This window comes from Micromonospora sp. NPDC049175 (assembly GCF_043197345.1).
In the GTDB taxonomy this organism is placed as follows: Bacteria; Actinomycetota; Actinomycetes; order Mycobacteriales; family Micromonosporaceae; genus Micromonospora.
The window spans coordinates 682,443-706,767 of sequence record NZ_JBICSY010000003.1 but is presented as its reverse complement, the minus strand read 5'-3'; the positions used below and the strand labels follow the sequence as shown (position 1 = coordinate 706,767).

Genomic DNA, 24,325 nt, shown 5'->3' with positions numbered 1-24,325 from the left:
ATCCACACCTGGTGCTGCTCATGCGGACGAAACAGTGGGGGAACGGACAGGATGAACGCGCCTGCCGCCAAGGCCATTCCGATGAGTAGCACCGCGGGAAGCAGGTTAGACATATTGCGCATGTCAAATCCTTACTTGAAGCAACTTGCGATTGCTGTGATGGAAGCACCGCCGATAGTGGCGTAGGCAGCGATGCAGGCAATACAGAACGGGACACCGACACCCGCCGCCGCGGCCGCACAAGCACCCCAACAGGCGGCGGCAATGATGCCCGCGAAGACGCCACTGATCCCGAGCACTGCCGCGAGGCAGGACCTCGTGCTCTGGGCTTCGTGCGACGAATCCGTCAAGCTGCTCTTCTGCAACTGAGCATCAGACATGTAGGGCATGTCCGTGTCCTGGCTGCTGAGGAGTTTGCCATCGCTGTAGCTGGTGATGTTGAAGTTCCCGGCGGCGTTCTCGCTGACGTACGTCTCGGTGTACTGGACGATACTGCTTTTCTCGTCGAAGAGGACAGTGAAGTTACTCGTCAGGCTGTAGCCGGCGCCGACGGGCACGATCGCGGCCGTGTAGGTGCCCTGCTCGGACGGGATGGCGTAGACCTTGGTCTCTGACGTCTTGAGCGCACTCTTCGCGACGCGAGGGGTGACCACACGGCTCTTCAGCGCCGTGGCCACATCGGCCATGGCTTTCGCCCCGTCAACCCTGGTGGCCACCGTCTTCGTCTCGCAGGCCTTCTCGGCGGCACTCTGGTTCTGCTCGACGGACACCGAGTTTGCCGCCACGGCACTCCGGTTCCGCTCGGCGGGCGCCGAGTTCGCCGGCACGACCGAGGCCACCACAAGTGCCGTCGTCGCGACGAGTGCGGTCGTCGCTGTACGCAGCAACTCCCAGCGTCCGAGTCTCACGATCCTGTTCATTGTGCCTCCCCAGGCCTAACCATAAAAGCCACGCCGTCGACGACGGAAAGCGATTGCGGTGTGGAAAGACGTACGCATGGGTCGCAATTTCCCGCAATAAGGTGACAGCTTGCGAGCAAAATGCCAGCGACCAATCAGTCGTTAGCGCAGACGGGCTGCGCCCACCTGTAGTCGCCGATCACTCATGCGAACTGGTCTGCCAAATCCGCCCCCGTTTTGTGTGACCCCAGCCACGGTACGGAGTTTGATGGACCCAGTCAAATATTTCTATATCTTGGTGCGGCTCTGTCCTAGTTGATGTTCGTCCGCGTACCCAACTCTCACGGTGTTGAGGATGCGGTGGGTGTCCGAAGCGGATCCGCTGATTTCGGCGGTCGATCCGCGAGCCGAGCCCGCGGGCGTGTGGCTTCCCGTTGGGTAGCACCGCGCAGATTGTGCGCCGGCAACAGTGCCGCTCGAAGGCTGGTCGCGTCGGTCCAGGCGGCCAACACCGCGGGCGGCGAAATCACGAACTTCCCCGTTCAGGGCTCTGACATCCGGTCTCCTGATCATCTGATTCTGCGGGCCGGCCGCGGCCGGCACCTCGACCGCTACCGCGGCGCCACCTTCGAATAACGATCCAGTGTCGGATTCGGATCACAAATTCCGGCAGGAATTCTCGTCCGGAATTCGACCTCCGACACGCGCCACACCGCCGACGACGATCGCGCGACGGCTGTCGGCTCCGCCGGAAAATTGGCCCTGGCACACAATTTGTGAGTCGTTTTCCCCGGGTTGGCTGCCGACGTACGCGAGAAAGGCCCCGACCCGGTGTGAGACACCAGGTCAGGGCCCATTTCGTTGGTCCGCCGCCAAGGGACTCGAACCCCGAACCGCGGATCAGGAGATCGCGGGGCGGGGACGAGCCGATCCGGTTACGCGCCGCGCAGGGTCGCGCCGAGGCGTTCCGCCGCGACGGCGACCGCCGCGTCCCGGGCCGCGACCGCCTCCTCGACGGTCAGCGTCCGGTCCGGTGCCCGGAAGGTCAGCTTGTACGCCAGCGACCGGCGACCGGCGCCGAGCTGCGCCCCGGAGTAGACGTCGAACAGCCGCACGTCCTCCAGCAGCGCACCGGCGCCCGCCTCCAGCGCCCGGCGCACCTGCTCCGCCGGGACCGAGTCGTCCACCACCAGGGCCACGTCGATGAGCGCCGGCGGGAAGCCGGACACCGTCGGCGCGGATGTCACCGGAGCCGCCGGCAGCGCGTCGAGGTCCAACTCCATCGCGCAGGTGCGCCGGGGCAGTTCCAACGTCGCCGCCACCACCGGGTGCAGCTCGCCGGCGTACCCGACGACCGCGCCGTCGACCCGCAGCTCGGCGCAGCGGCCGGGGTGCCACGGCGCGTGCTCGGCCGCCCGCACCTCCACCCGCTCGCCGGTGACACCGGCGGCGTCCAGCACGTCCCGCGCCGCCTCGATCGCGTCCGCCCAGCCGGCCGGTCGACCCGGACCCCACCAGCCGGTCGGGTCGAGGTCACCGGCGAGCACCGCCGCGACGTGCACCGGCTGCGCCGGCACCACCGCGTCGGCGGCGGCGAACTCCGCGTCGGTGGGACGCCGGTCCACGCCCATCGCCGGTGGGCTGCCCGCGCCGACGCGCGGGTGGAAGACCGCCCCAATCTCGTAGAGGGCGAGATCGCGGTGACCCCGGCCGAGGTTGCGCTTGAGGATGCCGAGCAGCGGGCCGAGCAGCGTGGTGCGCAGCAGCGGCTCCTCCTCGGACAACGGGTTGGCCAGCCGCACCGCGGGTCGGCGCGCGTCGTCGGCCGGCAGGCCGAGCTGGTCGGCCAGCTCCGGCGACACGAACGGGTGCGCGAGCACCTCCACGTACCCCCGCTCGGCCAGCGAAACGGCGACGGCCCGGCGGCGACGCTGCCGCGGGGTCAACCCGCGGCCGGGCGGTGCGGTCGGCAGCACCGACGGCACCCGGTCGTACCCGTCGAGGCGGACCACCTCCTCGACCAGGTCGGCCGGGTCGGTCAGGTCAGGCCGCCAGGTCGGCGGGGTGACGCTCAGCGCCGTCCCGGCGCCGCTTGCCACCCCGACCGCGCCCGGGTCCTCGGACAACCGGTCCGCGCCCTGCGCGACCGTGCAGCCGACCCGCTCCAGCAGGGCGACCACCCGCGCCGGCGGGTACTCGACACCGACCCGCCGGGTCGGCAGGTCCGCCGGCAGGCTGATCGGGGTACGCGGCCGGACGTGGTCGATGTCGAGGATCTCCGTGCCGGGGGTGCCACCGCCGTGCTCGGTGAGCAGCCGCACGGCACGCTCCAGCGCGACGAGCGCCACGGCCGGGTCGACGCCCCGCTCCCAGCGCTTCGCGGCCTCGCTGAACAACTTGTGCCGGCGGGCCGTCCGCCCGACCATCGCCGGGTCCCAGTGCGCGGCCTCGAAGAGCACGGTGGTGGTGTCGGCGACGACCTCGCTGGTCTCGCCGCCCATCACCGCCGCCAGGGAGATCGGACCACTGTCGTCGCAGATGACCATGTCGTCGGCGGTGAGCACCCGGTGAACGCCGTCCAGGGTGGTCAGCTTCTCCCCCGCCTCGGCGCGGCGGACCACGAGTGGCCCGGCGATCCGGTCGGCGTCGAAGGCGTGCATCGGCTGACCCAGCTCCAACATCACGTAGTTCGTGATGTCCACCGGCAGCGAGATACTGCGGATGCCGGCGGTGACCAGCCGCTGCGCCATCCAGGACGGCGTGGGCGCGGTCGGGTCCACGCCCCGGACCAGGCGGGCGGTGAACCGGTCACAGCCGACCGTGTCGCGGACCTCCACCGGGTACGCCGGCGTCTCGGTGCCGCTCGGCGCGGGCGCCAGGGCCGGGTCCCGCAGCGGCACGTCGAACGCGTGCGACAGCTCCCGGGCGAGACCCCGCAGGCTCAGCGCGTACCCCCGGTCGGGGGTGATCTCCAGGTCGAGCACGACGTCGTCGAGGCCGACCACCGAACGCGCGTCGTCGCCCGGCTTGGCCGTCACGTCCGACCCCAGCACGATGATGCCGGAGTGGTCGTCGCCCAGACCCAACTCCTTCGCCGAGCAGATCATGCCCGCCGAGTTGTGCCCGTACGTCTTGCGGGCGCCGATGGCGAAGCCGCCGGGCAGCACACCGCCGGGCAGGATCACCACCACCCGGTCACCCACGGCGAAGTTACGCGCCCCGCAGACGATCTCCTGCGGCTCGCCGGTGCCGTTGGCGGCGCCCACGTCGACCCGGCAGAACCGGATCGGCTTCTTGAAACCGGTGAGCTCCTCGATCTCGCGCACCTCACCGACGACGAGCTGACCGGTGACCGTCTCGGCCAGGTCCACTGCGGACTCGACCTCGATGCCGAGGTCGACCAGTGCCTGTTCCAGGTCACCGGTGGGCAGGTCGGCGGGGAGATCGACGTACTCCCGAAGCCAACTGACAGAAACTCGCATGACGTCAGACCACCGTTCCCGTGTCTCGTACCCGCATCGCCTACGCCTCGGTCCCGAGCGCGCGGCTGAACCGCACGTCGCCCTCGAAGAGATGGCGGATGTCGCTGACCCCGTGCCGGACCATCAGGGTCCGGTCGATGCCCATCCCGAACGCGAAGCCGGAGTAGACCTCCGGGTCGACGCCGCAGGCGCGCAGCACCCGCGGGTTGACCATCCCGCAGCCACCCCACTCGACCCACTGTGGGCCGTCGCGGTGCTCCGGGAACCACACGTCGAACTCCGCCGACGGCTCGGTGAACGGGAAGTAGTGCGGCCGCCACCGGGTCTTCGCCTCCGGGCCGAACATCGCCCGGGCGAAGTGGTCGAGCGTGCCCCGCAGGTGCGCCATCGTGATGCCCTTGTCGACCACCAGGCCCTCGGCCTGGTGGAACACCGGGCTGTGCGTGGCGTCGATCTCGTCGGTGCGGTAGACGCGGCCGGGCACGATCACGTAGATCGGCGGCTTCCGACTGAGCATGGTGCGGGTCTGCACGGTGGAGGTGTGCGTACGCAGCACCAGGCCGGAGCCCTCCGGTGCGATGTGGAAAGTGTCCATCAACCCGCGCGCCGGGTGGTCGGCGGGGATGTTCAACGCGTCGAAGTTGACCCACTCCAGGTCGACCTCGGGCCCCTCGGCCACCTCGTAGCCCATCCCGACGAAGAGGTCACTTATCGACTCCATCAGGACGCTCAACGGGTGCCGGGCACCCCGCGGACGCCTGTCGTAGGGCAGGGTGACGTCCACCCGCTCCTCGACCAGCACCCGCTCGGCCTGCTCGCGCTCCAGCACCTCGGCGCGGTCGGCGTACGCGGTCTCGATCGCCCGACGGGCCTCGTTGACCCGCTTACCCGCGTCGGACTTCGCGGCCGGCGGCAACGCGCCGATCTCCCGGCGCGCGAGCGAGACCGGGGACCGGTCCCCCAGGTGCACCGAGCGCAGCGCGGTCAACGCGTCCGGGTCGGCGGCGGCCGTGAACGCCTTCGTGGCGTCCGCGACAGCCTCGTCCAGGGCGGCGGGGTCGAGCAGGGCGACCTGCTTCGGGTCGTACGGATCGTTGCGGTAGCTCATGGCGTACGGGCACTCCCTCACGGCGGCGCCAGCCCTCCACGGGCGGCTAGGCGAGTCTACGGACGCGCGGCTGTGCCGCAGCCCGCCGGTAGGAGTTGTGCAGGGAGCAGGTCAGGCCCGCCGCCCGCCGACACCGGCGGGCTGGCTAAAGGAACGCCGTGTCGCGTTCATGGGCGGACGCTCTCCCCTGCTGTCAGTCGCGCCGGGCACGGTCACCGTCAGCGCTGTGCTCTCGCTGAAGCGTACAGGCACACCGCCGCGGCGGCAGCCAGGTTGAGGCTCTCCGCGCGCCCGTACAACGGCACCCGCACCCGGGCGTCGGCGGCGGCCGTCAACTCCTCGGGCAGGCCGTGGGCCTCCGAGCCGAACAGCCAGGCGGTGGGCCCGACGAGCCGGCCGTAGTCGGTCAGGTCGTCCAGGTCGCTGTCGCCGTACCCCGTGGTGGCGAAGATCGACAGCCCGGCGGCCCGCAGCGCGTCGACCACTTGGGCCGGGTCGGGCGCGCGCACCACGTCGACGTGGAAGAGGCTGCCGGCCGAGGCCCGCACACACTTGCCGTTGTACGGGTCGACGGCGTCGCCGGCGAAGACCACCGCGCCCGCGCCGGCCGCGTCGGCGGTACGCAACACCGTGCCCGCGTTGCCCGGGTCCCGGATCTCGGCGAGCACCGCCACCAGCCGGGGCGCGTTCTCAAGGGCCTGCTGAAGCGACACGTCGAGGTGCCGGCAGACCGCGACCAGCCCCTGCGGGGCGACGGTCTCGGTCAACGCGGCGACGGCCTCGTCGGTCACCTCGGAGACCGGCACGTCGGCGCGGGCCGCCGTGGCGGCCAACTCCGGATACCTGTCGAGCGCGGCGGGCGTACCGAAAAGCTCGGTGACCACCCCCGGCCGCGCCAGGGCCTCGCGGACCGCCTGCGGTCCCTCGGCCAGGAACCGGCCGGTGGCGTCGCGGTCGCGCCGGCGCTGCAACCGCCGGGCGGCGACAACCCTGGGGGTACGGGGAGTGAAGGCCATGGTGTGCGCTCCTCCGGCACGATCGAGGCGCCCCCCGGACGGCGGTGCCGACACGGGAGACGCCTCGCTCTGGTGCGTGGGGATCAGGCGGCCTGAGCCGCCGCGCCGCCGGTGCCCTCGGCCGTGACCGCGGCCCGGGCCAGCTCGACGATCGCCGCGAACGAAGCGGCGTCGTTGACAGCCATGTCGGCCAGGATCTTGCGGTCGACCTCGATGCCAGCCAGACGCAGGCCCTGGATCAGCCGGTTGTAGGTCATCCCGTTGGCCCGGGCGCCCGCGTTGATCCGCTGGATCCACAGCTGCCGGAAGTCGCCCTTGCGGTCGCGACGGTCCCGGTAGGCGTACTGCATCGAGTGCAGCACCTGCTCCTTGGCCTTGCGGTACAGCCGGGAGCGCTGACCGCGGTAACCGCTCGCGGTCTCCAGCAGGGTACGACGCTTCTTCTGGGCGTTTACAGCCCGCTTGACGCGTGCCATCTCAACTCCTTAAAACGTAAAGGTGGCGCGCGTCAGCGGCCGAGCAGCTTCTTGATGCGCTTGACGTCAGCCTTGGCCACCTCGACCGTGCCGGTCAACCGGCGGGTACGGGTGGAAGACTTACCTTCCAGCAGGTGGCGCTTGCCGGCCTGCTCGGCCACGATCTTGCCACGGCCGGTCACCTTGACCCGCTTGCCCATACCCGTGTGGCTCTTCATCTTCGGCATGTGGAACGTCTTCTCCCCTGTTACTCGCCGCTGGTGTCGGCAGCGAGGCCGGTGTCACCGGCTGTTGCGGTCTCGCCGGCCGTTGCGGTTTCGCCGGCCGCCGCGGTCTCATCGGCTGCCGGAGCGGCGGACTCGTCCGCTGCCCGGTCCCGAGGTGCACCGCGGGACGCCGTGGCGGCGACCGCGGAGGCCTTCACGGCCCGCAGCGGAGCGAGAACCATGATCATGTTTCGGCCGTCCTGCTTGGGAGCGGCCTCGACGTATCCCAGGTCCGTGATCTCGGATTCGAGCCGGCGCAGGAGCCGGTAACCCAGCTCCGGGCGGCTCTGCTCGCGACCGCGGAACATGATCGTCACCTTGACCTTGTCGCCCGCCTTGAGGAACCGCACCACGTGACCCTTTTTGGTCTCGTAGTCGTGCGGGTCGATCTTCGGCCGAAGCTTCATTTCCTTGATGACGGTCTGCTGCTGGTTACGCCGCGCTTCGCGCGCCTTGAGTGCGCTCTCATACTTGAACTTGCCGAAGTCCATGAGCTTGCACACCGGCGGGCGCGCCATCGGCGCGACCTCGACCAGGTCCAGATCGACGTCCGCGGCCAGCTGAAGGGCGCGCTCCAGCGGGACGATGCCCACCTGCTCACCCTCGGGGCCGACCAGTCGGACCTCACGTGCCCGGATCTGCTCGTTCACGCGTGGTTCGACGCTGATGGGGCCTCCTCGAGTCGTTTCTGCTCAGGTACCGACCCCGGCGGCTCCCAGGTGGGAACCGACCTGGAAAGCAGAAGGCCCCGGCGCATGCCAGGGCCCGCTCGACCGGTCGGCGTGATCACAGGATCACACGTCCGGCGCCGGGACGTGCCCGGAACCGGTGACCGGACCCGGCCACCGTAGCGGCGACTCGGGTGGGAGCAGGCGCTCCGCTTTCAAGGCTGCCTGCTCGCATGCGGAGACAGCCTGGTCGACTCGGTAACACTACACCCGCGCCCCGGCCGCCCCCAAACCGGGCACACCCGAGCCACGCTGGGCCTCCGCACCCGCCACCCGCCACCCGCCGGCTAGCGGGTGGCCGGGGTGCGCCGACGACGACTCGCCGGCGGGGGTCAGCCGCCGACGGGTCGCGGGTGGCCGGGTTGCCGCCGACGGCTCGCGAGTGGCCGGGTTGCCGCCGACGGCTCGCGAGTGGCCGGGGTTGCCGCCGACGGGTCGCGGGTGGCCGGGGTTGCCGATGACGGCTCGCCGGTGGTCGGGGGTTGCCGCCGACCCGCGGTGGCCAGGGTGTGCCGGCAACGGCTCGCGGGTGGTTGGGGGTTGCCGCCGACGGGTCGCGGGTGGCCGGGGTTGCCGATGACGACTCGCGGTGGCCGAGGTGGCTCCTCGCGTGCCTGATGGCCCAAGGGTTGGCGCTGTTGGTCAAGATCGATGCACTTTCACCGAAAGTGCTGCCTCAGGGCGGGCTGAGGCAGCACCTTCGGTGATGTTGCTCGGATCTTGGGGCGCTGGGATGTGCGGTAGCTGCGCGAACCCGGGGGAAGGCGTCGTGGTCGGGGTCAGCGACGGGTGGCGCGCTCGGCAAGGTGGGCCTGGTGCGCCTCATGCAGTCGGCGCAGCGCGCGGACCCCGTCGACGGCAAACTCCTTGTCGGCAGCCTGTAGGGCGATCATCGGCAGCAGGTCGTCGTCGTGCAGCTCCAGGCTGGCCCACGGCGCGCCCCGGTCGAAGCGCACGCCCCGGACGACCTCCCAGGGCAGCTCGTAGGAGCTGATGACGTTACGGACCCGGACGCTCCGTGCGTCCGCCTCCACCCGCGGACGGGTGAACAGGAGAAAGCCGAGAGCACCGAAGACACCGAGGCCGATCATGGCGATCTGGTCGCCGCGCTGGAAGCTGCCGTAACCGTCGCCGGTCGGGCCACTCAGCGACGTGGCGACCAGACCGAACACCACCACCAGGGCAGCCGCCGCGGACCAGCAGACCACGCGGATGCGGCGGGGCTTCAGGCGGACCAGCTCGGTTTCACTCACCCCACCAGTCTGCCACCACACCCGCCCTTCAAACGCGCCACCCGCCGAGCCACCACCCCGAGCCACCACCGCCCAGGCCCAGACCCCCCACCACCGGTCACCCGCCGCACCTCACGACCAACAGCACCCCTTCACCCGGCCACCCGGCCACCCGGCCACCCGGCCACCCGGCCACCCGGCCACCCGGCCATGATCGTGCTCGAACCAGGATGTAGTGGTATCGGCGGCGGCGGAGGCCACTACATCAACGATCGAGCACGATCTTGTGCCTCGTCGGGCACGGCCGTTTCGCGCACACGCGCGTCACACCCGCCCACCACCTCGGGCCTATCCGGGCGGCCATCAGGCGCACCCGCGCGTCGGACCCACGCGTACCCGATAGATCCACTCAAGGTCAGTGAAACGGGGGTGTCCCCGACGCGCGGACACCCCCGTTTCAGCGAAACCGAGTTGATCAACCGTCGGCGCCGCGGCGCGGACCGGGGAGACGCGTCAGAGGCGGCAGGCGTGGATGTTGGTGACGAGGATGGCGCGGGCGCCCAGCTCGTACAGCTCGTCCATGATGCGGTGGACGTCGTCCCGGAGCACCATCGCCTGCACCGCCACCCATCCCTCGCGGTGCAGCGGCGACACCGTGGGCGACTCGATGCCGGGGGTGAGCCCGCTGGCCCGTTCCAGCAGACCGGCCGGCACGTCGTAGGCGAGCATCACGTAGCGGCGGGCGACCAGCACACCGTGCAGGCGGCGCAGCAGCTGCGCGGCCTGCGGGTGGGCCGGCGCGGCGGCGCGGCGGACCAGCACCGCCGAGGAGCGCAGCAGCGGCTCGCCGAACACCACGAGGCCCGCCTGACGCAGGGTGGCACCGGTCTCCACGACGTCCGCGATCACGTCGGCGACACCGAGGCGTACGGCGTTCTCCACCGCGCCGTCGAGGCGGATCACGTCGGCCTTGACGCCCGCCTCGCCGAGGTGCCGCTCGACCAGCCCGGGGTACGCGGTGGCGATGCGGTGCCCGCCCAGGTCCCGCACGGAGGCGATGTCGTCGGGGCGGGCGGCGAAGCGGAAGGTGGCCTGACCGAAGGCGAGGTCGACGACCTCCTCCGCCGGCGCGGCCGAGTCGATCAGCAGGTCGCGGCCGGTGATCCCGAGGTCGAGGTCACCGGACCCGACGTAGGTGGCGATGTCCTTGGGGCGCAGGTAGAAGAATTCGACGTCGTTGGCCTCGTCGCGGCAGACGAGGTCCTTGGGGTCGGTGCGCTGGCGGTAGCCCGCCTCGCGCAGCATCTGGGCGGCCGGCTCGGCCAGGGTGCCCTTGTTGGGAATGGCGACACGCAGCATGACGGGAGTGCTCCTTCGATCCGGATGGCGATCAACGGGTGGGGGGCACTCACAGATGTCGGTAGACGTCCTTGAGGTCGAGACCGCTGGCGAGCATGAGCACCTGGACCTGGTAGAGCAGTTGGGAGATCTCCTCGGCGGTGCGCTCCGGCCCCTCGTGCTCGGCGGCCATCCACGACTCGGCGGCCTCCTCGACGACCTTCTTGCCGATGAAGTGCACGCCCTTTTCCAGGGCGGCGACGGTGCCCGAGCCCGGGGTGCCGGCGGCGGCCTTGGCCTGCAGCTCGGCGAACAACTCCTCGAACGTCTTCACGGTGGACGATTCTTCCAGCCGCCGGGGCGACGCCCCGCGTCCGGGTCCGCCGAAATCCAGCAAGCGGACAATTCCCTATCAACATGGTGGGAAAAATCCCCAAGCAGACTTGTCGATACCTCTACGCTGTCGGCCATGGCCAGCAGCTCACGTCTCCTCGCGCTCACCCTCGCCGGTGCGGTCGTCGTCGCCACCGTCGGGTGCGCGCCACAGAAGGAGTCCCCCACCCCGACTGTCACCGCGGCGTCCTGCGCCAAGGACAGCCTGCCCACGCGTACGCCGGGCAAGCTCACCATCGCCACCGACCAGCCCGCGTACGAGCCGTGGTTCACCAAGGACAAGCCGGACAACGGCGAGGGCTTCGAATCCGCCGTCGCGTACGCGGTGGCGGAGAAGCTCGGCTACGCCCGCGCGGACGTCGCCTGGACCCGGGTCAAGTTCGAGACCGCCGTCGCGCCCGGGCCGAAGAACTTCGACTTCGACATCAACCAGTTCTCCATCACCGAGGAGCGCAAGCGGGCTGTCGACTTCACCGCTCCGTACTACCTGGTCCGGCAGACCGTGATCGCGTTGAAGTCGTCCAAGATCGCCGGCCGGAGGTCGTTGGCGGAACTCCGTGACGCCAAGCTCGGCGCCCAGGTCGGCACCACCAGCCACCAGGCGATCGTCGACGTGCTCAAGCCGACCAGGAAGCCACAGGTCTACAACAACAACGACGACGCCAAGAAGGCCCTGCAGAACGGGCAGATCGACGGTCTGGTGGTGGACCTGCCGACCGCCTTCTACATGACCGGCGCGGAGCTCACCGACGCGACGATCGTCGGACAGGTGCCGCAGGTCGGCTCGCCCGAGGCCTTCGGGCTGCTGCTGGACAAGAACTCACCGCTGACCTCCTGCGTCACCGGCGCGGTCGGTCAGCTCACCGAGGCGGGCACGCTGAAGCAGCTGGAGCAGAAGTGGCTCGCGCAGGTGGCGGGGGCGGCCGAGCTACAGTGACCCTGCTCGATCACGTTCCCTCCGCGGCGCAGCGGCGGCGCTCGGCGTACCGGAATCGGCAGACCGTCTACAGCGTGCTGGTCGCGGCCTGCTCCACGGCGGCGCTCGGCACGCTGCTGATCGTCGCGGTGACCGGCGCGCCCGGCTGGGACCGGGTCCGGCAGTCGTTCCTGGACCCGGGGATCGCCTCCGACGCGCTGCCGGCGGTGCTGGTCGGGCTCTGGCTCAACGTCCGGCTGCTGGTCTGCTGCGCGGTCGGCGCGCTGCTGCTCGGTCTGGTGATCGCGGTGCTGCGGACGCTGCGCGGCCCGGTCTTCTTTCCGGTCCGGGCGCTGGCCGCCGGCTACACCTACACCTTCCGCGGCCTGCCGCTGATCATCGTGCTCTACCTGCTCACCCTCGGCGTGCCCGGCCTGCGCCTGCAGGGCATGCCACCGGTGCTGGTGCTCGGCGGGCTTGCGTTGATCCTCACCTACGGCGGTTATCTCGCCGAGGTTTTCCGGGCCGGCATCGAGTCGGTGCATCCCAGCCAACTCGCGGCGGCCCGTTCGCTGGGCCTGACCTACCGGCAGACGATGCGGCACGTGGTCCTGCCGCAGGCCGTCCGCCGGGTGGCGCCACCGCTGCTCAACGACGTGGTGGCGTTGCAGAAGGACGTCGGGCTGGTCTCGCTCGCCGGACCGATCGACGCGGTCCGGGCCGCGCAGATCGCCACCGCCCAGTCGTTCAACTACACGCCGTACGTCGTGGCGGGGGTGCTGTTCGTGCTGCTCGCGATCCCGCTGATCGCGGTCACCGACTGGGTGACGCTGCGCGCGGCCCGCCGACAGTCGGGAGGCTGACCATGACACTGCTGCGCTGCCGGGGCCTGCGCAAGGAGTTCGCGGGCGCCGTCGTGCTCGACCAGCTCGACCTGACCGTCGCCGAGCACCAGGTGGTCGCGCTGATCGGCGCCTCCGGTTCGGGCAAGTCGACACTGCTGCGCTGCGTGAACCTGCTGGAGGACCTCGACGACGGCACCATCGAGTTGGACGGGGAGGACATCTCCGATCCCCGGGTGGACCCGGACCGGGTCCGCCGCCGGATCGGGATGGTGTTCCAGGCGTACAACCTCTTCCCGCACCTGAGCGTGTTGGACAACATCACCCTCGCGCCGCGGCGCGTACACCGGCGGGCCCGTGCGGAGGCGGAGGCCCAGGCCCGGGAGTTGCTCGACCGGGTGGGTCTCGGCGCCCGGGCGGACGCCTACCCGGATCGGCTCTCCGGCGGGCAGCAGCAGCGGGTGGCGATCGTCCGGGCGCTGGCGAACTCACCCCGCCTGATGCTGCTCGACGAGATCACCTCCGCGCTGGACCCGGAACTCGTCGGTGAGGTGCTGGCGATGATCCGGGACCTGAAGGCCGACGGCATGACAATGGTGCTGGCCACCCACGAGATGGGCTTCGCCCGGGAGGTCGCCGACCAGGTCTGCTTCCTCGACGCCGGACGGGTCGTCGAGAGCGGCCCGCCGGAGCAGGTGCTCGGCGAGCCGACCCAGCCCCGCACCCGGCAGTTCCTGCACCGGATCATCGAGGCCGGTCGGCTCTGAGGGCCCGCCCGCAGAGCCGACCGAGGCGGCGTCAGCCGCTGAACCCGACCCGCTGGGCGTTGCCCGCCGCCACCGTCCGCACGGCGAGCGCGGCGTCGAGCGCGGCCACGGTCGCGGCCCAGCCCTTGTCCTCGGCCGAGCCGGGCAGACCGGCCCGGTCGCGGGCCTGCTCGATGGTCTCCACGGTCAGCACCCCGTGCGCCACCGGCTTGCCCTCGTCCAGCGCCACCCGGGTCAGCCCGTCGGTCACCGAGCGGCAGACGTAGTCGAAGTGGGCGGTGGAACCGCGCACCACCACGCCGAGAGCGACCACCACGTCACAGCGGCGCGCAAGGGCCTGGGCCACCACCGGCAACTCGACCGAGCCGGCGACCCGGGCGACGACCGAACGCGCCCCGCACGCCTCGGCGGCGGCCACCGCCCGCTCCAGCATGTGGTCGGTCAGGTCACCGTGCCACCGGGCCGCCACGATCCCGACGGTCAGCCCCGCGGCGTCCACCGCGTCGACTCCCGGCTCACCGAAACCCGCCATCGTCATGCTCCGATCTCGTCGTTGGCGACCGGGCGCCCCAGGGGCGCCTCGGACACCTCGTCCAACTCGTCCAGCAGGTGACCCATCCGGTCCCGCTTGGTGCGCAGATAGCGCAGGTTCTCCGGGTGCGCGCCGGCCGGCAACCCCTCCCGGCCGGTGATGGTCAACCCGTACCCCTCCAGCCCGGCCCGCTTGGCCGGGTTGTTCGTCAACAGTCGCATCGAGCGCACGCCGAGGTCGTAGAGGATCTGGGCGCCGGTGCCGTAGTCGCGGGCGTCGGCCGGCAGGCCCAGGTCGAGGTTGGCGTCGACGGTGTCGCGGCCGGAATCCTGCAACTGGTACGCCTGCAGCTTGTGCAGCAGCCCGATGCCGCGCCCCTCGTGACCCCGGACGTAGAGGACCACGCCCCGGCCCTCGCGACCGACCCGGGCCAGCGCGGCGTCCAACTGTGGCCCGCAGTCGCAGCGCAGCGAGCCGAACACGTCACCGGTGAGGCACTCCGAGTGCACCCGGACCAGCACGTCGTGGCCGTCGCCGAGGTCACCGAGCACCATCGCGACGTGTTCGGCCGGATCGTGCGCGGCGCGGTAGCCGAGCGCCCGGAACACCCCGTGCCGGGTGGGCATCCGGGCGTCCGCGACCAGCTCGACCTGCTTCTCGGTACGCCGCCGGTAGGCGATCAGATCGGCGATGGTGATCAGCATGAGGCCGTGCTCGGCGGAGAACTTCTCCAGGTCCGGCAGCCGCATCATGGTGCCGTCGTCGTTGACCAACTCGCAGAGCACACCCGCCGGGCGCAGCCCGGCCAGCCGGGTCAGGTCGATCCCCGCCTCGGTGTGCCCGGGTCGCCGCAACACCCCGCCCTCGCGGGCACGCAACGGCACCACGTGGCCGGGCCGGGCCAGGTCGGTCGAGTCGGTCGCCGCGCCGGCGAGCAGCCGACTGGTGTGCGCCCGGTCGGCCGCCGAGATGCCGGTGCTGATGCCCTCCCGGGCGTCCACGGTCACCGTGTACGCGGTGCCGCGCCGGTCCTGGTTGGTGTGGTGCATCGGCGGCAGGTCGAGGCGGTCGGCCTCGCTCTCGGTCAACGCCACGCAGACGTACCCGGAGGTGTAGCGCACCATGAACGCCATCAGCTCCGGCGTGGCCAACTCGGCCGCGAAGATCAGGTCGCCCTCGTTCTCCCGGTCGGCGTCGTCGACCACGACGACCGGCCGCCCGGCGGCGATCTCCGCGATCGCCTGCTCGATATCCCCGAAACTGGTCATGCCGCCACTCCGCTTCGTTCCGTGGCGTCATGACCCACCAGGGGGCTGAGCCTGCTGATTCGCTCGCTCATGCCACGGCCTCCGTGTAGATGGGACGGACGGGCGCCGGCCGGGTGGCGCGCGAGGTGCGCCACCAGGCGGCGAAGCCCCAGGCGCAGATGGCGCCGTAGACCAGGTACATGGCCGCCGACGGATAGAAGCCGCCGCGCAGCAGCAGCGGCACGCCGACCGCGTCCACCGCGATCCAGAGCAGCCAGAACTCCACCCAGCCACGGGCCATGCCGTAGGTGGCCAGCAGGCTGCCGGTGAGGATCCAGGCGTCGGGCAGCGGACCCCACGAGCCCAGTGCCTTGAGCACCGGGTACGCCGCGGCGGTGCCGACCACGGCGGCCAGCAGCAGCATCAGCCGCTCCCGCCCGGTGGCCCAGCGCGGGACGACAGCCGCCTGACCGGCGTCGGCGCGACTGTTGCGCCGCCAGCGCCACCAGCCGTAGACGCTGACCGCGAAGAAGAACACCTGCCTGCCGGCCTGCCCGTACAGGTCGTGCTCCTGCGGGGTGGCGAACACCCCGCCGAGGAAGACGGTGAGCAGCAGCGCGTTGCCGACCATGCCGACCGGCCACGCCCAGACCAGCCGGCGCAGCCCGAGCACCGCGGAGATCAGCCCGAAGGCGTTGCCGACGATCTCCCGGGCCAGCACCGGCGAGCCGGCCACCTGCACCTGGGCGTCCAACAGCCAACTCAGCGGACCCATCAGGCCACCTCGCCCTGGTTCGTGCTCGCCCCGCGAGCGTCGGTGAGCCGGTCGCCGAGCAGCCGTTCGACGTACTTGGCCAGCACGTCGACCTCCAGGTTGACCGGGTCGCCGACGCCCTTGGCGCCGAGCGTGGTCAGCGTGAGCGTGGTCGGGATCAACCCGACGGCGAACTCGTCCGTGCCCACCTCGGCCACGGTCAGCGAGACGCCGTCGATGGTGATCGAGCCCTTCTCCACCACGTACCGGGAGAGTGCGGCGGGCAGTCGGAAACGGACGGTCTCCCACTGCTCGGCCGGCTCCCGGGAGATCAGCTCGCCGACGCCGTCGACGTGGCCCTGCACCAGGTGCCCGCCGAGCCGGCTGCCGAGGGCGGCGGCCCGCTCCAGGTTGACCGGGTCGCCGACGTTCAACGCGCCCAGCGCGGAGCGGCGCAGCGTCTCGCCCATCACGTCGGCGGTGAAAACCCCGTCGGTGACCTCCACGACGGTCAGGCAGACGCCGTTGACCGCGATGGAGTCGCCGTGCCGGGCGTCGGACGTGACGAGCGGACCGCGAACGGCGACAAGCGCCGAATCGCCCGCCGTCGCCGTGACCCGGACGATCTCGCCCAACTCCTCGATAATGCCGGTGAACATGTCAGCCCTCCCTTTTGCGGGGCAAAGCGGTGATCCGGAGATCCGGACCGATCTGCGTAACGTCGACGAACTCCAGATCGATGGCCTCGGCGATGGTGGTCACTCCCGCGTCGACGAGAGCTGTCGGGCCGGCGCCGAGCAACCGGGGCGCGACGTAAGAGACGATCTTGTCGATCAGGCCGGCCCGCAGGAACGCGCCGGCCAGTCGGGGGCCGCCCTCCAGCAGCACCGCGCGGACCCCGCGCTGGTGCAGCGCCGCGAGCAGCGCCGGCAGGTCGACCCGGCCGTCCGGGTCGGCGCCGACCTCGTCGGCGGTCGCGATCCACGTCCGCGCGGCGCCGTCGCGGACCAGGGCGTCAGCCGGGGTACGCCCCGAGCTGTCCACGACCACCCGCAGCGGCTGCCGGATGGCCAGGCTGCCGTCGCGCAGGTTCCGGGCGGTCAACCGGGGGTCGTCGGCGAGCACGGTGCCCACCCCGGCGAGCACCGCGTCGACGGTGCCGCGCAGCGCGTGCACGTCCATCCGCGCCGCCTCCGAGGTGATCCACATGCTGGTGCCGTCGGCCGCGGCGGAGCGCCCGTCGAGCGTGGCGGCGTACTTCCAGATGACGTACGGCCAGCCGCGGCGCATCGAGGTCAGCCAGGCGACGTTGCCGGCCTCGGCCTCCTCGCCGCGTACCCCCAGATCGACCCGGACCCCGGCGGCGCGCAGGGTGGCGGCGCCCCCGGACGCGACCGGGTTGGGGTCGGGCACGGCGATGACCACCCGGGAGACCCCGGCCTGGACGAGCGCGGAACTGCAGGGGCCGGTGCGACCGGTGTGGTCGCAGGGTTCCAGAGTGACGACGGCGGTGCCGCCCTTGGCGCGTCGCCCGGCCTGCGCCAGCGCGACGATCTCGGCGTGCGGCCCGCCGGCGTACGCGTGGAAGCCCTCACCGACGACCTCGCCGTCCTCGTCGAGCAGCACACAGCCGACCACCGGGTTGGGACTGGTGGTGCCGAGCCCGCGTGCCGCCAACTCGATCGCACGCCGCATCGCCTCGTCGACGGAGACGCTGGCCATCGCCCTGTCCTGCCCTCTCACTCGCCGGTCCGCGCGCGGGCGGTCAGGGAGGCTGCGGCCATGGGGCCGCGGGCAGGCGGTGGCGGATCCGGGAACGGCGCGAGCCGCCCGCGGATTTCCGGGAACGGCACAGCCGCCCCCGGAGGGTCGGCGCGGCACGCTGAAGCCAGCGGCCGGCTCGGACCCGTCCGTCCCGCGCGCTGTCTCCCATCCGGACTGTCTGGGGGCGGACGAACCGCTCCCAACCGTCGGCCCCGGATTTTCACCAGGTCCACCGGACAGCAGAGCCGTCCGGGTCGCGGGCTGACCACGGTTGGACCGTGGATCACCGCCGGTTCGGAATTTCACCGAGTCCCGCCAGCGCGTGGTGGGTACAGGGCAGTCTTACACGCCGACGGGGGTGCGTCGCCACCCAGGCGAGCTACTTCACAGGGCTGTCATGCTCACGTGACACCGCGGCGCCGGTCCACGGCGACGTACGACCCCGGTTGGCTCTTGGCCACCGTCTTCATCTCCGAGGCCACCGCGATCGCCTCCAGGGGGTCGGTGAACCGCTTGCCGGCGTCGGAGAGCGACACCCCGATGGAGAGCGTCACCAGGGCCGCCCGCCGGATGTTGCCGCGTCGATCCTTCAGCTCGACGAAGCCGCGCTCCCGGTCGGTCGGGTCGTAGAGCGTGTCGGCGGCGTTCTCGAAGTCGACGACCGCCCGGGACGTCAGGGGGCGCACCTGGTCCGGGGCGCAGACGATGACGAAGTCGTCGCCGCCGACGTGACCGAGGAAGGCCGGTGGCAGCCCGACGCCCACCACCGCCCGGTGCAGGCTGCGGGCCAGCGCGGAGATGAAGTCGTCGCCACGCACGAAGCCGTACCTGTCGTTGACGCTCTTGAACCGGTCGATGTCGACGTAGCCGACGGCGTAGTCGACGCCGTTTCGGACCCGGTCGCTGATCTCCCGACGGATCCGGCTGTTGCCGGGCAGCCCGGTCAGCGGGGAGACCTCCCGGAACTCCTTGTTGCGGCGCAGGGTGGACGAGACCCGGGCCACCAGCTCGGCGGTGTCGAACGGCTTGACCAGGTAGTCGTCGGCGCCGGCGCTGAGCCCGTGCACCTTGTCGACGGTCATCCCCTTGGCCGTCAGCATGATCACCGGCAGGGCGGAGGTCATCGGGTCGGCGCGCAGCCGCCGGGTCAGCTCCAGCCCGTCGATGCGGGGCATCATGAGGTCGACGACCGCCAGGTCCGGTCGCTGGCGCTCGATGATCTCCAGGGCCTCCTGGCCGTCGCTGGCGTGGATCACGTCGAAGCCGTGCAGCCGCAGGTTGAACTCGACGAAACGAGCGATGTCCTCGTCGTCGTCGACGACGAGGATGATGTCCTTGCGGTCGACCTCGGGCTCCACCTCAGGCCCCGGGAGCCGCGCGTTCCGCGAGTGCCCGCAGGTGTCGTACCGCCTCCGCCGGGTCGGCGGCGCCGTACACGGCGGTGCCGGCCACGAACGCGTCGGCGCCGGCGGCGGCCGCCTGCTCGATGGTGTCCGCGGCGATCCCGCCGTCCACCTCGATGCGCAGCTCCAGGTGCCCGGCCGAGACGTGCCGGCGGGCGGTACGCACCTTCTCCAGCAACTGCGGGATGAACCGCTGCCCACCGAAACCGGCCTTGATCGTCATGATCAGCAGGGTGTCGAAGCTGGGCAGCAGGTCCAGGTACGGCTCGATCGGGGTGTCCCGGTCGATGGCCAGGCCGGCCTTCGCACCCGCCGAGCGCAGGTCCTTGGCCAGCGCCACCGGGTCGTCGGCCGCCTCCGCGTGGAAGGTGACGTTGTACGCCCCCGCGTCGGCGTAACCGGGGGCCCACCGGCGCGGATCCTCGATCATCAGGTGCACGTCGAACGGCATCGCGGTGACCGCCCGCAGGCTCTGCACCACAGGCAACCCGATGGTCAGGTTCGGCACGAAATGGTTGTCCATCACGTCGACGTGCAACCAGTCCGCGGCGTCCTCGACGGCACGGACCTCTTCGGCGAGGTGGGCGAAATCGGCGGCCAGGATGCTCGGCGCGACGATCGGCGGCGGTACGGTCACGGGGCCAGTGTACGAACGCGGTCACCCGTCACCCGCATCGCGGCACCAACTCCGACGCGTTGTGATGCGACAGTGACCAGTGGTGCAGAATTAGGCGCTCCGGACTGCCGAATCCGGACGAACAGACATGAGTGGCTGGCCGATCGACGGAAACGCGACGACACTCCAAGCGGGACAGTGCCGAAGGGCGCTCACCCGCCGGGGTTTCGCCGCGGGGCGCGGTGACCGGCCGCCAGCTCCCGGAAGGGCGGACGATGCGACGGTGGTTTCCAGCGCTGGTGCTGGCCGGCGTCACGACGATGCTGCTGGCCGGCTGCGCGCCGGCGCGGGGCGCGGACGGTGATCTCACCGACGACTGGCCGGCGCTGCGGGAGCCGACGCCGTTCACCCCGGCCACCGACACCTGCCTGCCCCGGATCACCGCGGTCGTGCAGGCCAGCACCTACGAGACGGTGGACTGCGCGCGCAACCACCTGGCCGAGGCCATCCACGTCGGCGCCTTCGTCGGGCCCGACGCGCTGACCGAGACCCGGCCGGAGCCGGGCTCGTCGGCGCTGCGCACGGCCCGCGCCGAGTGCGACCAACGGGCCCGGGATGTGCTCGGCGGCGACTGGCACACGGCCCGACTCACGCTGTCCCTGGCACTGCCCTCGGCGCCGGCCTGGGCCGGCGGCGCGCGCTGGTTCCGCTGCGACCTCAGCGAGACCGGCAGCATCGACAACACCCGCCCGGTGAACCGCACCGGCAGCCTGCGCGGCGCGTTGATCGGCGACAGCCCGCTGACCCACCGCTGCTTCGACCCCAAGCTGATCGGCGACAACCTCAACTACATGGCGCCGGTGCTCTGCACCGAGCCGCACCGCGCCGAGTTCGTGGGCGTCTACCAGGAACGGGACACCACCTGGGCCGAGTTCGCCCGCACCGCCGTGCAGGCTCACCGACGCTGCATGGAGTTGATCGCCGCGTACGCCGCCGTGCCCAACAACAAGGACCTGCCGTACCGGGCCGGGTCCATCTACTACCCGCCGTCACAACGGGAGTGGGAGGAGGGTGACCGTGGGGTGCGTTGTTTCCTGTGGAGCGACGACCGCAAACTCACCCGCTCGATGCGCGGCGCCGGCCCCGAGGGACTGCCCGCCATCTGAGCACGGGTGCCGTATGCTGCTGCGCCGTGGCGCTACCGACCGGCTGGGTCCGGCCGGAGGCCACAGTGGCGGGAGGTCAGGGATGCGACGGTGGTGGACGGCGTACGCCGGGGGTGCGGCCCTGGCCCTGATGCTGGCCGGGTGCAGCGCACCCGCCGGCGTCGACCGTGACCTCGTGGACGACTGGCCGGCGCCCGTCGCGGCGCAGCAGTTCGTGCCCGCCGCCGACGTCTGCCACCTGACCGCTCAGCAGGTCGGCTTCCTGACCGGCTACAACCCGACGGCGTGCACCGAGTCGCACCTGGTGGAGACCATGCACGTCGGCACGTTCACCGGCGCGGACGCCACGCCGGGCACGCCCCCGCAGCCCGGCTCGGCGGGCATGCGGGCCGCGCAGGCCGGGTGCGACACGGTAGTCAACAAGGCGGTGGGCGCCGACTGGCGTTCCGGGCGGATCGGCCTGACCGTCGTGCTGCCGTCGCCGCAGGCCTGGGCGGGCGGCGCCCGCTGGTACCGCTGTGACGTCAGCGAGATCGCCAGCATCGACGACACCACCGTCGGCCCGCGCACCGGCAGCCTCCGGGGCGCGCTGTCCGGCAAGGCGCCGCTGGCGTACCGGTGCTTCAACCCCAAGCTGGTCAAGGACGACATCGACGAGATGGTGCCGGTCTCCTGCACGGCCAAGCACCACGCCGAGTTCGTCGGGGTCTGGCAGGCCCCGGCGGTCACCTTCGCCGAGTTCTCCCGCACCGTCAAGAAGACCCACCGGGCCTGCCAGACGATGATCGCCAAGTACGCCAAGGTCCCGGACAACTCCCAGCTCGACTTCCGCGCCGGCACGATCTACTACCAGCCGTACGAGGAGGAGTGGAAGAACGGCAACCGCGGGGTGCAGTGCTTCCTCTGGATCTCCGACCGGAACCTGACCCGCTCGATGCGCAACGCCGGCACCAAGGGTCTCCCGATCACCTGAGCGTCCGCGTCCGGCCGGTCGGGTGACCGGCCGGACGGGGGCCGTCAGCCTCGCCGCAGGACGGCGAGGAACATCGCGTCGGTGCCGTGGCGGTGCGGCCAGAGCTGCACCGTCGGTCCGTCACCCAGACCGGGCATGCCGGCCGGCAGCAGCGGCCGGGCGTCGACGAAGTCCACCGCGACGCCACTGCGGCGGGCCGCCTCGGTCACCGTCACGTGCGTCTCGACCGTGTGCGGCGAGCAGGTGACATAGGCGACCAGGCCACCGGGGCGCACCGCCCGCAACGCCGCACCCAGCAACTCCCGTTGCAGCCGGGTCAGCGGCGGCAGGTCGGACGGTTGGCGACGCCACCGCGACTCCGGCCGGCGTCGCAGCGAGCCCAACCCCGTGCAGGGGGCGTCCACAAGCACCCGGTCGAAGTGCTGCTCCGGCAGCTTCGGGTCGGCGCCGACGTCGCGGCCGTCCATGGCCAGCACGGTCACCGGCAGGTCGCGGGTGGCCAGGGACACCAGCCGGGCGCGGTGCTCGGCCACCTCCACCGCGGTCACCCGCGCACCACGCTGCGCGGCCAGCGCGCCGAGCAGGCCGGCCTTGCCGCCCGGACCGGCGCACAGGTCCAGCCAGCGCCCGTCCGGGCCGTCCAGCGGCGCGTCGGCGAGTGCCGCGGCGACCAGCTGGGAGCCCTCGTCCTGGACGTGGGCACGGCCGTCGACAACCGCCGGGATGTCGCCGGGCGCGCCGCCGGGCAGATAGACGGTGTACGGCGAGAAGGCGCCGGGCGCCCCACCGACCTGGTCGGCCAGCTCGATCGGGTCGATCAGGCCCGGCCGGGCGCACAGGTGCACCGGCGGGCGCTCGTTGTCCTCGATCAGGAGCCGGGCCGTCTCACCGAGATCGCCGTCGAGCGCCTCGGAGAAGGCCCGCACGATCCACTGCGGATGGCTGTACGCCACCGCCAGGTGCCCGACCGGGTCGGTCTCCATCGGTGGGGCGAGTTTCGCCACCCAGGCGTCCGCGTCGCGGCTGGACACCTCGCGCAGCACCGCGTTGGCGAAGCCGGTCGCGCCCGGTGCGACCGAACGGACCAGGTCGACTGTCGACGACACCGCGGCGTGCGCGGGCACCCGCGTGTGCAGGAGCTGGTACGCCCCGAGCCGCAGCGCGTCGCGCACCGGTGGGTCGATCCGGGCCACGTCCCGGCCGGCGGCGTCGGTCAGGATCGCGTCCAACGTGCCCAGGTTGCGCAGGGTGCCGTAGGTCAGCTCGGTGGCGAAGGCCGCGTCCCTACCGAACAGCCCCTCCTCCCGCAGGATGATGGGCAGCACCAGGTTGGCGAACGCGTCGTCGCGGTGCACCGCGGCCACCGCCTCGTACGCCGCGCGGCGCGGGCGGTCCAGCGGTGGCCGAACCGGCCGGCGGTCCCCGCCACGACCCGCGGGCGGGCCGGAACGGGTGGGGCGGGTCCCCTCCGGGGCTGTCACGCGAAGTCCTCTCCGGTGCCGACCCGGACGCCGCGCGCCCAGTCGGTCGCGCCCATGGCCCGCTTGCCCGCGGCGCGGACCTCACCGAGGCGCACCGGCACGGTCGCCGTGCCGGCCAGCACCCGCGACTTCTCCACAAGCAACTCCCCCGGCTTCAGCTCGGGGCCGTCGGGCACCGGCACGACCGGGCCGAGCTTCACCCGCTCGCCCCGGAACGTGGTCCAGCCGCCCGGGGCCGGCGTGCAGGCCCGGATCCGGCGGTCCACGGCGAAGGCCGGGTCGGCCCAGCGCACCCGGGCGTCGTCCACGGTCAACTTCGGCGCCAGCGAGACCCCGTCGGCGGGCTGCGGCTCGGCGCGGGCGGTGCCGTCGGCGATCGCGTCGAGCACCGCCACCAGCAGCCCGGCACCGGAGTCGGCGAGCCGTTCCAGCAGGTCACCGGAGGTGTCGGCGGGCCGGATCTCGTCGGTGAGGGTGCCGTAGACCGGGCCGGTGTCCAGGCCCTCCTCCAACTGGAAGACGCTGGCCCCGGTCAGCTCGTCCCCGTGCAGCACGGCGTGCTGCACGGGAGCGGCGCCACGCCACGCGGGCAGCAGCGAGAAGTGCAGGTTGATCCAGCCGTGCCGGGGGATCTCCAGGGCGGCCGGCGGCACCAGCGCGCCGTAGGCGACCACCGGCACGCAGTCCGGTGCGAGCGCGCGCAGCCGGTCGAGGAACTCGGGCTCGCGGGGGCGGGCCGGCGTGAGCACCTCGACGCCGTGCGCGTCGGCCCACTCGCCGACCGGGGAGCGGGACAGGCCACGCCCACGCCCGGCGGGGGCGTCCGGCCGGGTGACCACGGCGAGCAGGTCGTGCGAGGAGGCGGCGACGGCGGCCAGGGCGGGAACGGCCACGGCCGGCGTGCCGGCGAAGATCACACGCATCGG

Annotated in this window: 24 protein-coding genes and 1 riboswitch; of the genes, 5 read left to right on the top strand and 19 right to left on the bottom strand. The window is 71.8% G+C overall.

Features of this window, described 5'->3' with window-relative positions; translation table 11 throughout:
- Positions 1 to 131: 131 nt before the first annotated feature.
- From ACGFH8_RS17105 to ACGFH8_RS17060, 10 genes are all read right to left on the bottom strand, one after another.
- Positions 132 to 920 carry a hypothetical protein gene (locus ACGFH8_RS17105; RefSeq protein ID WP_393367905.1) on the bottom strand — a complete coding sequence of 263 codons (789 nt, stop codon included), beginning with the start codon at positions 918 to 920 and terminating at the stop codon, positions 132 to 134.
- Positions 921 to 1,834: 914 nt separating this feature from the next.
- Positions 1,835 to 4,381 (bottom strand): phenylalanine--tRNA ligase subunit beta, encoded by a 2,547-nt coding sequence (gene pheT, locus ACGFH8_RS17100; RefSeq protein WP_393367904.1) that lies wholly within the window; start codon positions 4,379 to 4,381, stop codon positions 1,835 to 1,837.
- 40 nt (positions 4,382 to 4,421) lie between these two features.
- Positions 4,422 to 5,489 carry a phenylalanine--tRNA ligase subunit alpha gene (pheS, locus tag ACGFH8_RS17095; protein ID WP_393367902.1) on the bottom strand — a complete coding sequence of 356 codons (1,068 nt, stop codon included), beginning with the start codon at positions 5,487 to 5,489 and terminating at the stop codon, positions 4,422 to 4,424.
- Positions 5,490 to 5,707: 218 nt separating this feature from the next.
- Positions 5,708 to 6,505, bottom strand: coding sequence for a TrmH family RNA methyltransferase (locus ACGFH8_RS17090; RefSeq protein WP_393367900.1), 798 nt, complete (start codon positions 6,503 to 6,505; stop codon positions 5,708 to 5,710).
- Positions 6,506 to 6,588: 83 nt separating this feature from the next.
- Positions 6,589 to 6,981: a 50S ribosomal protein L20 gene (gene rplT / locus ACGFH8_RS17085; RefSeq protein ID WP_007458417.1), complete on the bottom strand. Its 393-nt coding sequence runs from the start codon at positions 6,979 to 6,981 to the stop codon at positions 6,589 to 6,591.
- Positions 6,982 to 7,013: 32 nt separating this feature from the next.
- The gene (rpmI, locus tag ACGFH8_RS17080) at positions 7,014 to 7,208 is read right to left on the bottom strand and encodes a 50S ribosomal protein L35 (protein ID WP_110566082.1); all 195 of its coding nucleotides are present in this window, start codon (positions 7,206 to 7,208) and stop codon (positions 7,014 to 7,016) included.
- A 20-nt stretch (positions 7,209 to 7,228) separates the two neighbouring features.
- Positions 7,229 to 7,897 carry a translation initiation factor IF-3 gene (gene infC, locus ACGFH8_RS17075; RefSeq protein ID WP_393367899.1) on the bottom strand — a complete coding sequence of 223 codons (669 nt, stop codon included), beginning with the start codon at positions 7,895 to 7,897 and terminating at the stop codon, positions 7,229 to 7,231.
- Positions 7,898 to 8,754: 857 nt separating this feature from the next.
- Positions 8,755 to 9,228 carry a PH domain-containing protein gene (locus ACGFH8_RS17070; protein ID WP_393367897.1) on the bottom strand — a complete coding sequence of 158 codons (474 nt, stop codon included), beginning with the start codon at positions 9,226 to 9,228 and terminating at the stop codon, positions 8,755 to 8,757.
- Positions 9,229 to 9,720: 492 nt separating this feature from the next.
- The gene (hisG, locus tag ACGFH8_RS17065; protein WP_393367895.1) at positions 9,721 to 10,566 is read right to left on the bottom strand and encodes an ATP phosphoribosyltransferase; all 846 of its coding nucleotides are present in this window, start codon (positions 10,564 to 10,566) and stop codon (positions 9,721 to 9,723) included.
- A gap of 49 nt (positions 10,567 to 10,615) precedes the next feature.
- The gene (locus tag ACGFH8_RS17060) at positions 10,616 to 10,879 is read right to left on the bottom strand and encodes a phosphoribosyl-ATP diphosphatase (protein WP_088947482.1); all 264 of its coding nucleotides are present in this window, start codon (positions 10,877 to 10,879) and stop codon (positions 10,616 to 10,618) included.
- Between the two features lie 135 nt (positions 10,880 to 11,014).
- On the opposite strand from ACGFH8_RS17060, the gene ACGFH8_RS17055 reads away from it, so the two are divergent.
- From ACGFH8_RS17055 to ACGFH8_RS17045, 3 genes are read left to right on the top strand one after another with little or no spacing between them, the layout of a single operon-like run.
- Positions 11,015 to 11,875 carry a transporter substrate-binding domain-containing protein gene (locus ACGFH8_RS17055; RefSeq protein WP_393367894.1) on the top strand — a complete coding sequence of 287 codons (861 nt, stop codon included), beginning with the start codon at positions 11,015 to 11,017 and terminating at the stop codon, positions 11,873 to 11,875.
- Positions 11,872 to 12,717 (top strand): amino acid ABC transporter permease, encoded by an 846-nt coding sequence (locus ACGFH8_RS17050; protein WP_393367892.1) that lies wholly within the window; start codon positions 11,872 to 11,874, stop codon positions 12,715 to 12,717. The genes ACGFH8_RS17055 and ACGFH8_RS17050 overlap by 4 nt, the downstream gene beginning before the upstream one ends.
- Positions 12,718 to 12,719: 2 nt before the next feature.
- Positions 12,720 to 13,463: an amino acid ABC transporter ATP-binding protein gene (locus ACGFH8_RS17045; protein WP_393367890.1), complete on the top strand. Its 744-nt coding sequence runs from the start codon at positions 12,720 to 12,722 to the stop codon at positions 13,461 to 13,463.
- 31 nt (positions 13,464 to 13,494) lie between these two features.
- Here the strand turns inward: ACGFH8_RS17045 and ribH are convergent, their stop codons facing one another.
- The 7 genes from ribH to rpe form a co-directional block, all read right to left on the bottom strand.
- Positions 13,495 to 13,995, bottom strand: coding sequence for a 6,7-dimethyl-8-ribityllumazine synthase (ribH, locus tag ACGFH8_RS17040; protein ID WP_357375587.1), 501 nt, complete (start codon positions 13,993 to 13,995; stop codon positions 13,495 to 13,497).
- A 2-nt stretch (positions 13,996 to 13,997) separates the two neighbouring features.
- The gene (locus ACGFH8_RS17035; protein WP_393367889.1) at positions 13,998 to 15,263 is read right to left on the bottom strand and encodes a bifunctional 3,4-dihydroxy-2-butanone-4-phosphate synthase/GTP cyclohydrolase II; all 1,266 of its coding nucleotides are present in this window, start codon (positions 15,261 to 15,263) and stop codon (positions 13,998 to 14,000) included.
- 67 nt (positions 15,264 to 15,330) lie between these two features.
- Entirely contained in the window at positions 15,331 to 16,017 is a 687-nt protein-coding gene (pnuC, locus tag ACGFH8_RS17030; RefSeq protein WP_393367887.1) for a nicotinamide riboside transporter PnuC, read from the bottom strand.
- A complete protein-coding gene (locus ACGFH8_RS17025) occupies positions 16,017 to 16,655 on the bottom strand; it encodes a riboflavin synthase (RefSeq protein ID WP_393367886.1) in 639 nt (212 codons plus the stop codon). Before ACGFH8_RS17025 ends, pnuC begins: the two co-directional genes overlap by 1 nt.
- A 1-nt stretch (position 16,656) precedes the next feature.
- The gene (gene ribD / locus ACGFH8_RS17020) at positions 16,657 to 17,718 is read right to left on the bottom strand and encodes a bifunctional diaminohydroxyphosphoribosylaminopyrimidine deaminase/5-amino-6-(5-phosphoribosylamino)uracil reductase RibD (protein WP_393367884.1); all 1,062 of its coding nucleotides are present in this window, start codon (positions 17,716 to 17,718) and stop codon (positions 16,657 to 16,659) included.
- 195 nt (positions 17,719 to 17,913) lie between these two features.
- Positions 17,914 to 18,084, bottom strand: a riboswitch (FMN riboswitch).
- A gap of 77 nt (positions 18,085 to 18,161) precedes the next feature.
- Positions 18,162 to 19,118, bottom strand: a complete 957-nt coding sequence (locus tag ACGFH8_RS17015) for a response regulator (RefSeq protein ID WP_393367882.1) — start codon at positions 19,116 to 19,118, stop codon at positions 18,162 to 18,164.
- 1 nt (position 19,119) lies between these two features.
- On the bottom strand, positions 19,120 to 19,800 hold the full coding sequence (gene rpe, locus ACGFH8_RS17010) for a ribulose-phosphate 3-epimerase (RefSeq protein WP_357375470.1): 681 nt from the start codon (positions 19,798 to 19,800) through the stop codon (positions 19,120 to 19,122).
- Between the two features lie 254 nt (positions 19,801 to 20,054).
- Between rpe and ACGFH8_RS17005 the strand changes: the two genes are divergently transcribed.
- Positions 20,055 to 20,945 (top strand): septum formation family protein, encoded by an 891-nt coding sequence (locus ACGFH8_RS17005; RefSeq protein ID WP_393367881.1) that lies wholly within the window; start codon positions 20,055 to 20,057, stop codon positions 20,943 to 20,945.
- 82 nt (positions 20,946 to 21,027) lie between these two features.
- Positions 21,028 to 21,918 carry a septum formation family protein gene (locus ACGFH8_RS17000; protein WP_393367880.1) on the top strand — a complete coding sequence of 297 codons (891 nt, stop codon included), beginning with the start codon at positions 21,028 to 21,030 and terminating at the stop codon, positions 21,916 to 21,918.
- Positions 21,919 to 21,962: 44 nt separating this feature from the next.
- On the opposite strand, the gene ACGFH8_RS16995 is transcribed toward ACGFH8_RS17000, so the two are convergent.
- A complete protein-coding gene (locus ACGFH8_RS16995) occupies positions 21,963 to 23,441 on the bottom strand; it encodes an RsmB/NOP family class I SAM-dependent RNA methyltransferase (RefSeq protein WP_393367996.1) in 1,479 nt (492 codons plus the stop codon).
- Positions 23,396 to 24,322, bottom strand: a complete 927-nt coding sequence (gene fmt / locus ACGFH8_RS16990) for a methionyl-tRNA formyltransferase (protein ID WP_393367878.1) — start codon at positions 24,320 to 24,322, stop codon at positions 23,396 to 23,398. Before fmt ends, ACGFH8_RS16995 begins: the two co-directional genes overlap by 46 nt.
- Between the last annotated feature and the right edge of the window lie 3 nt (positions 24,323 to 24,325).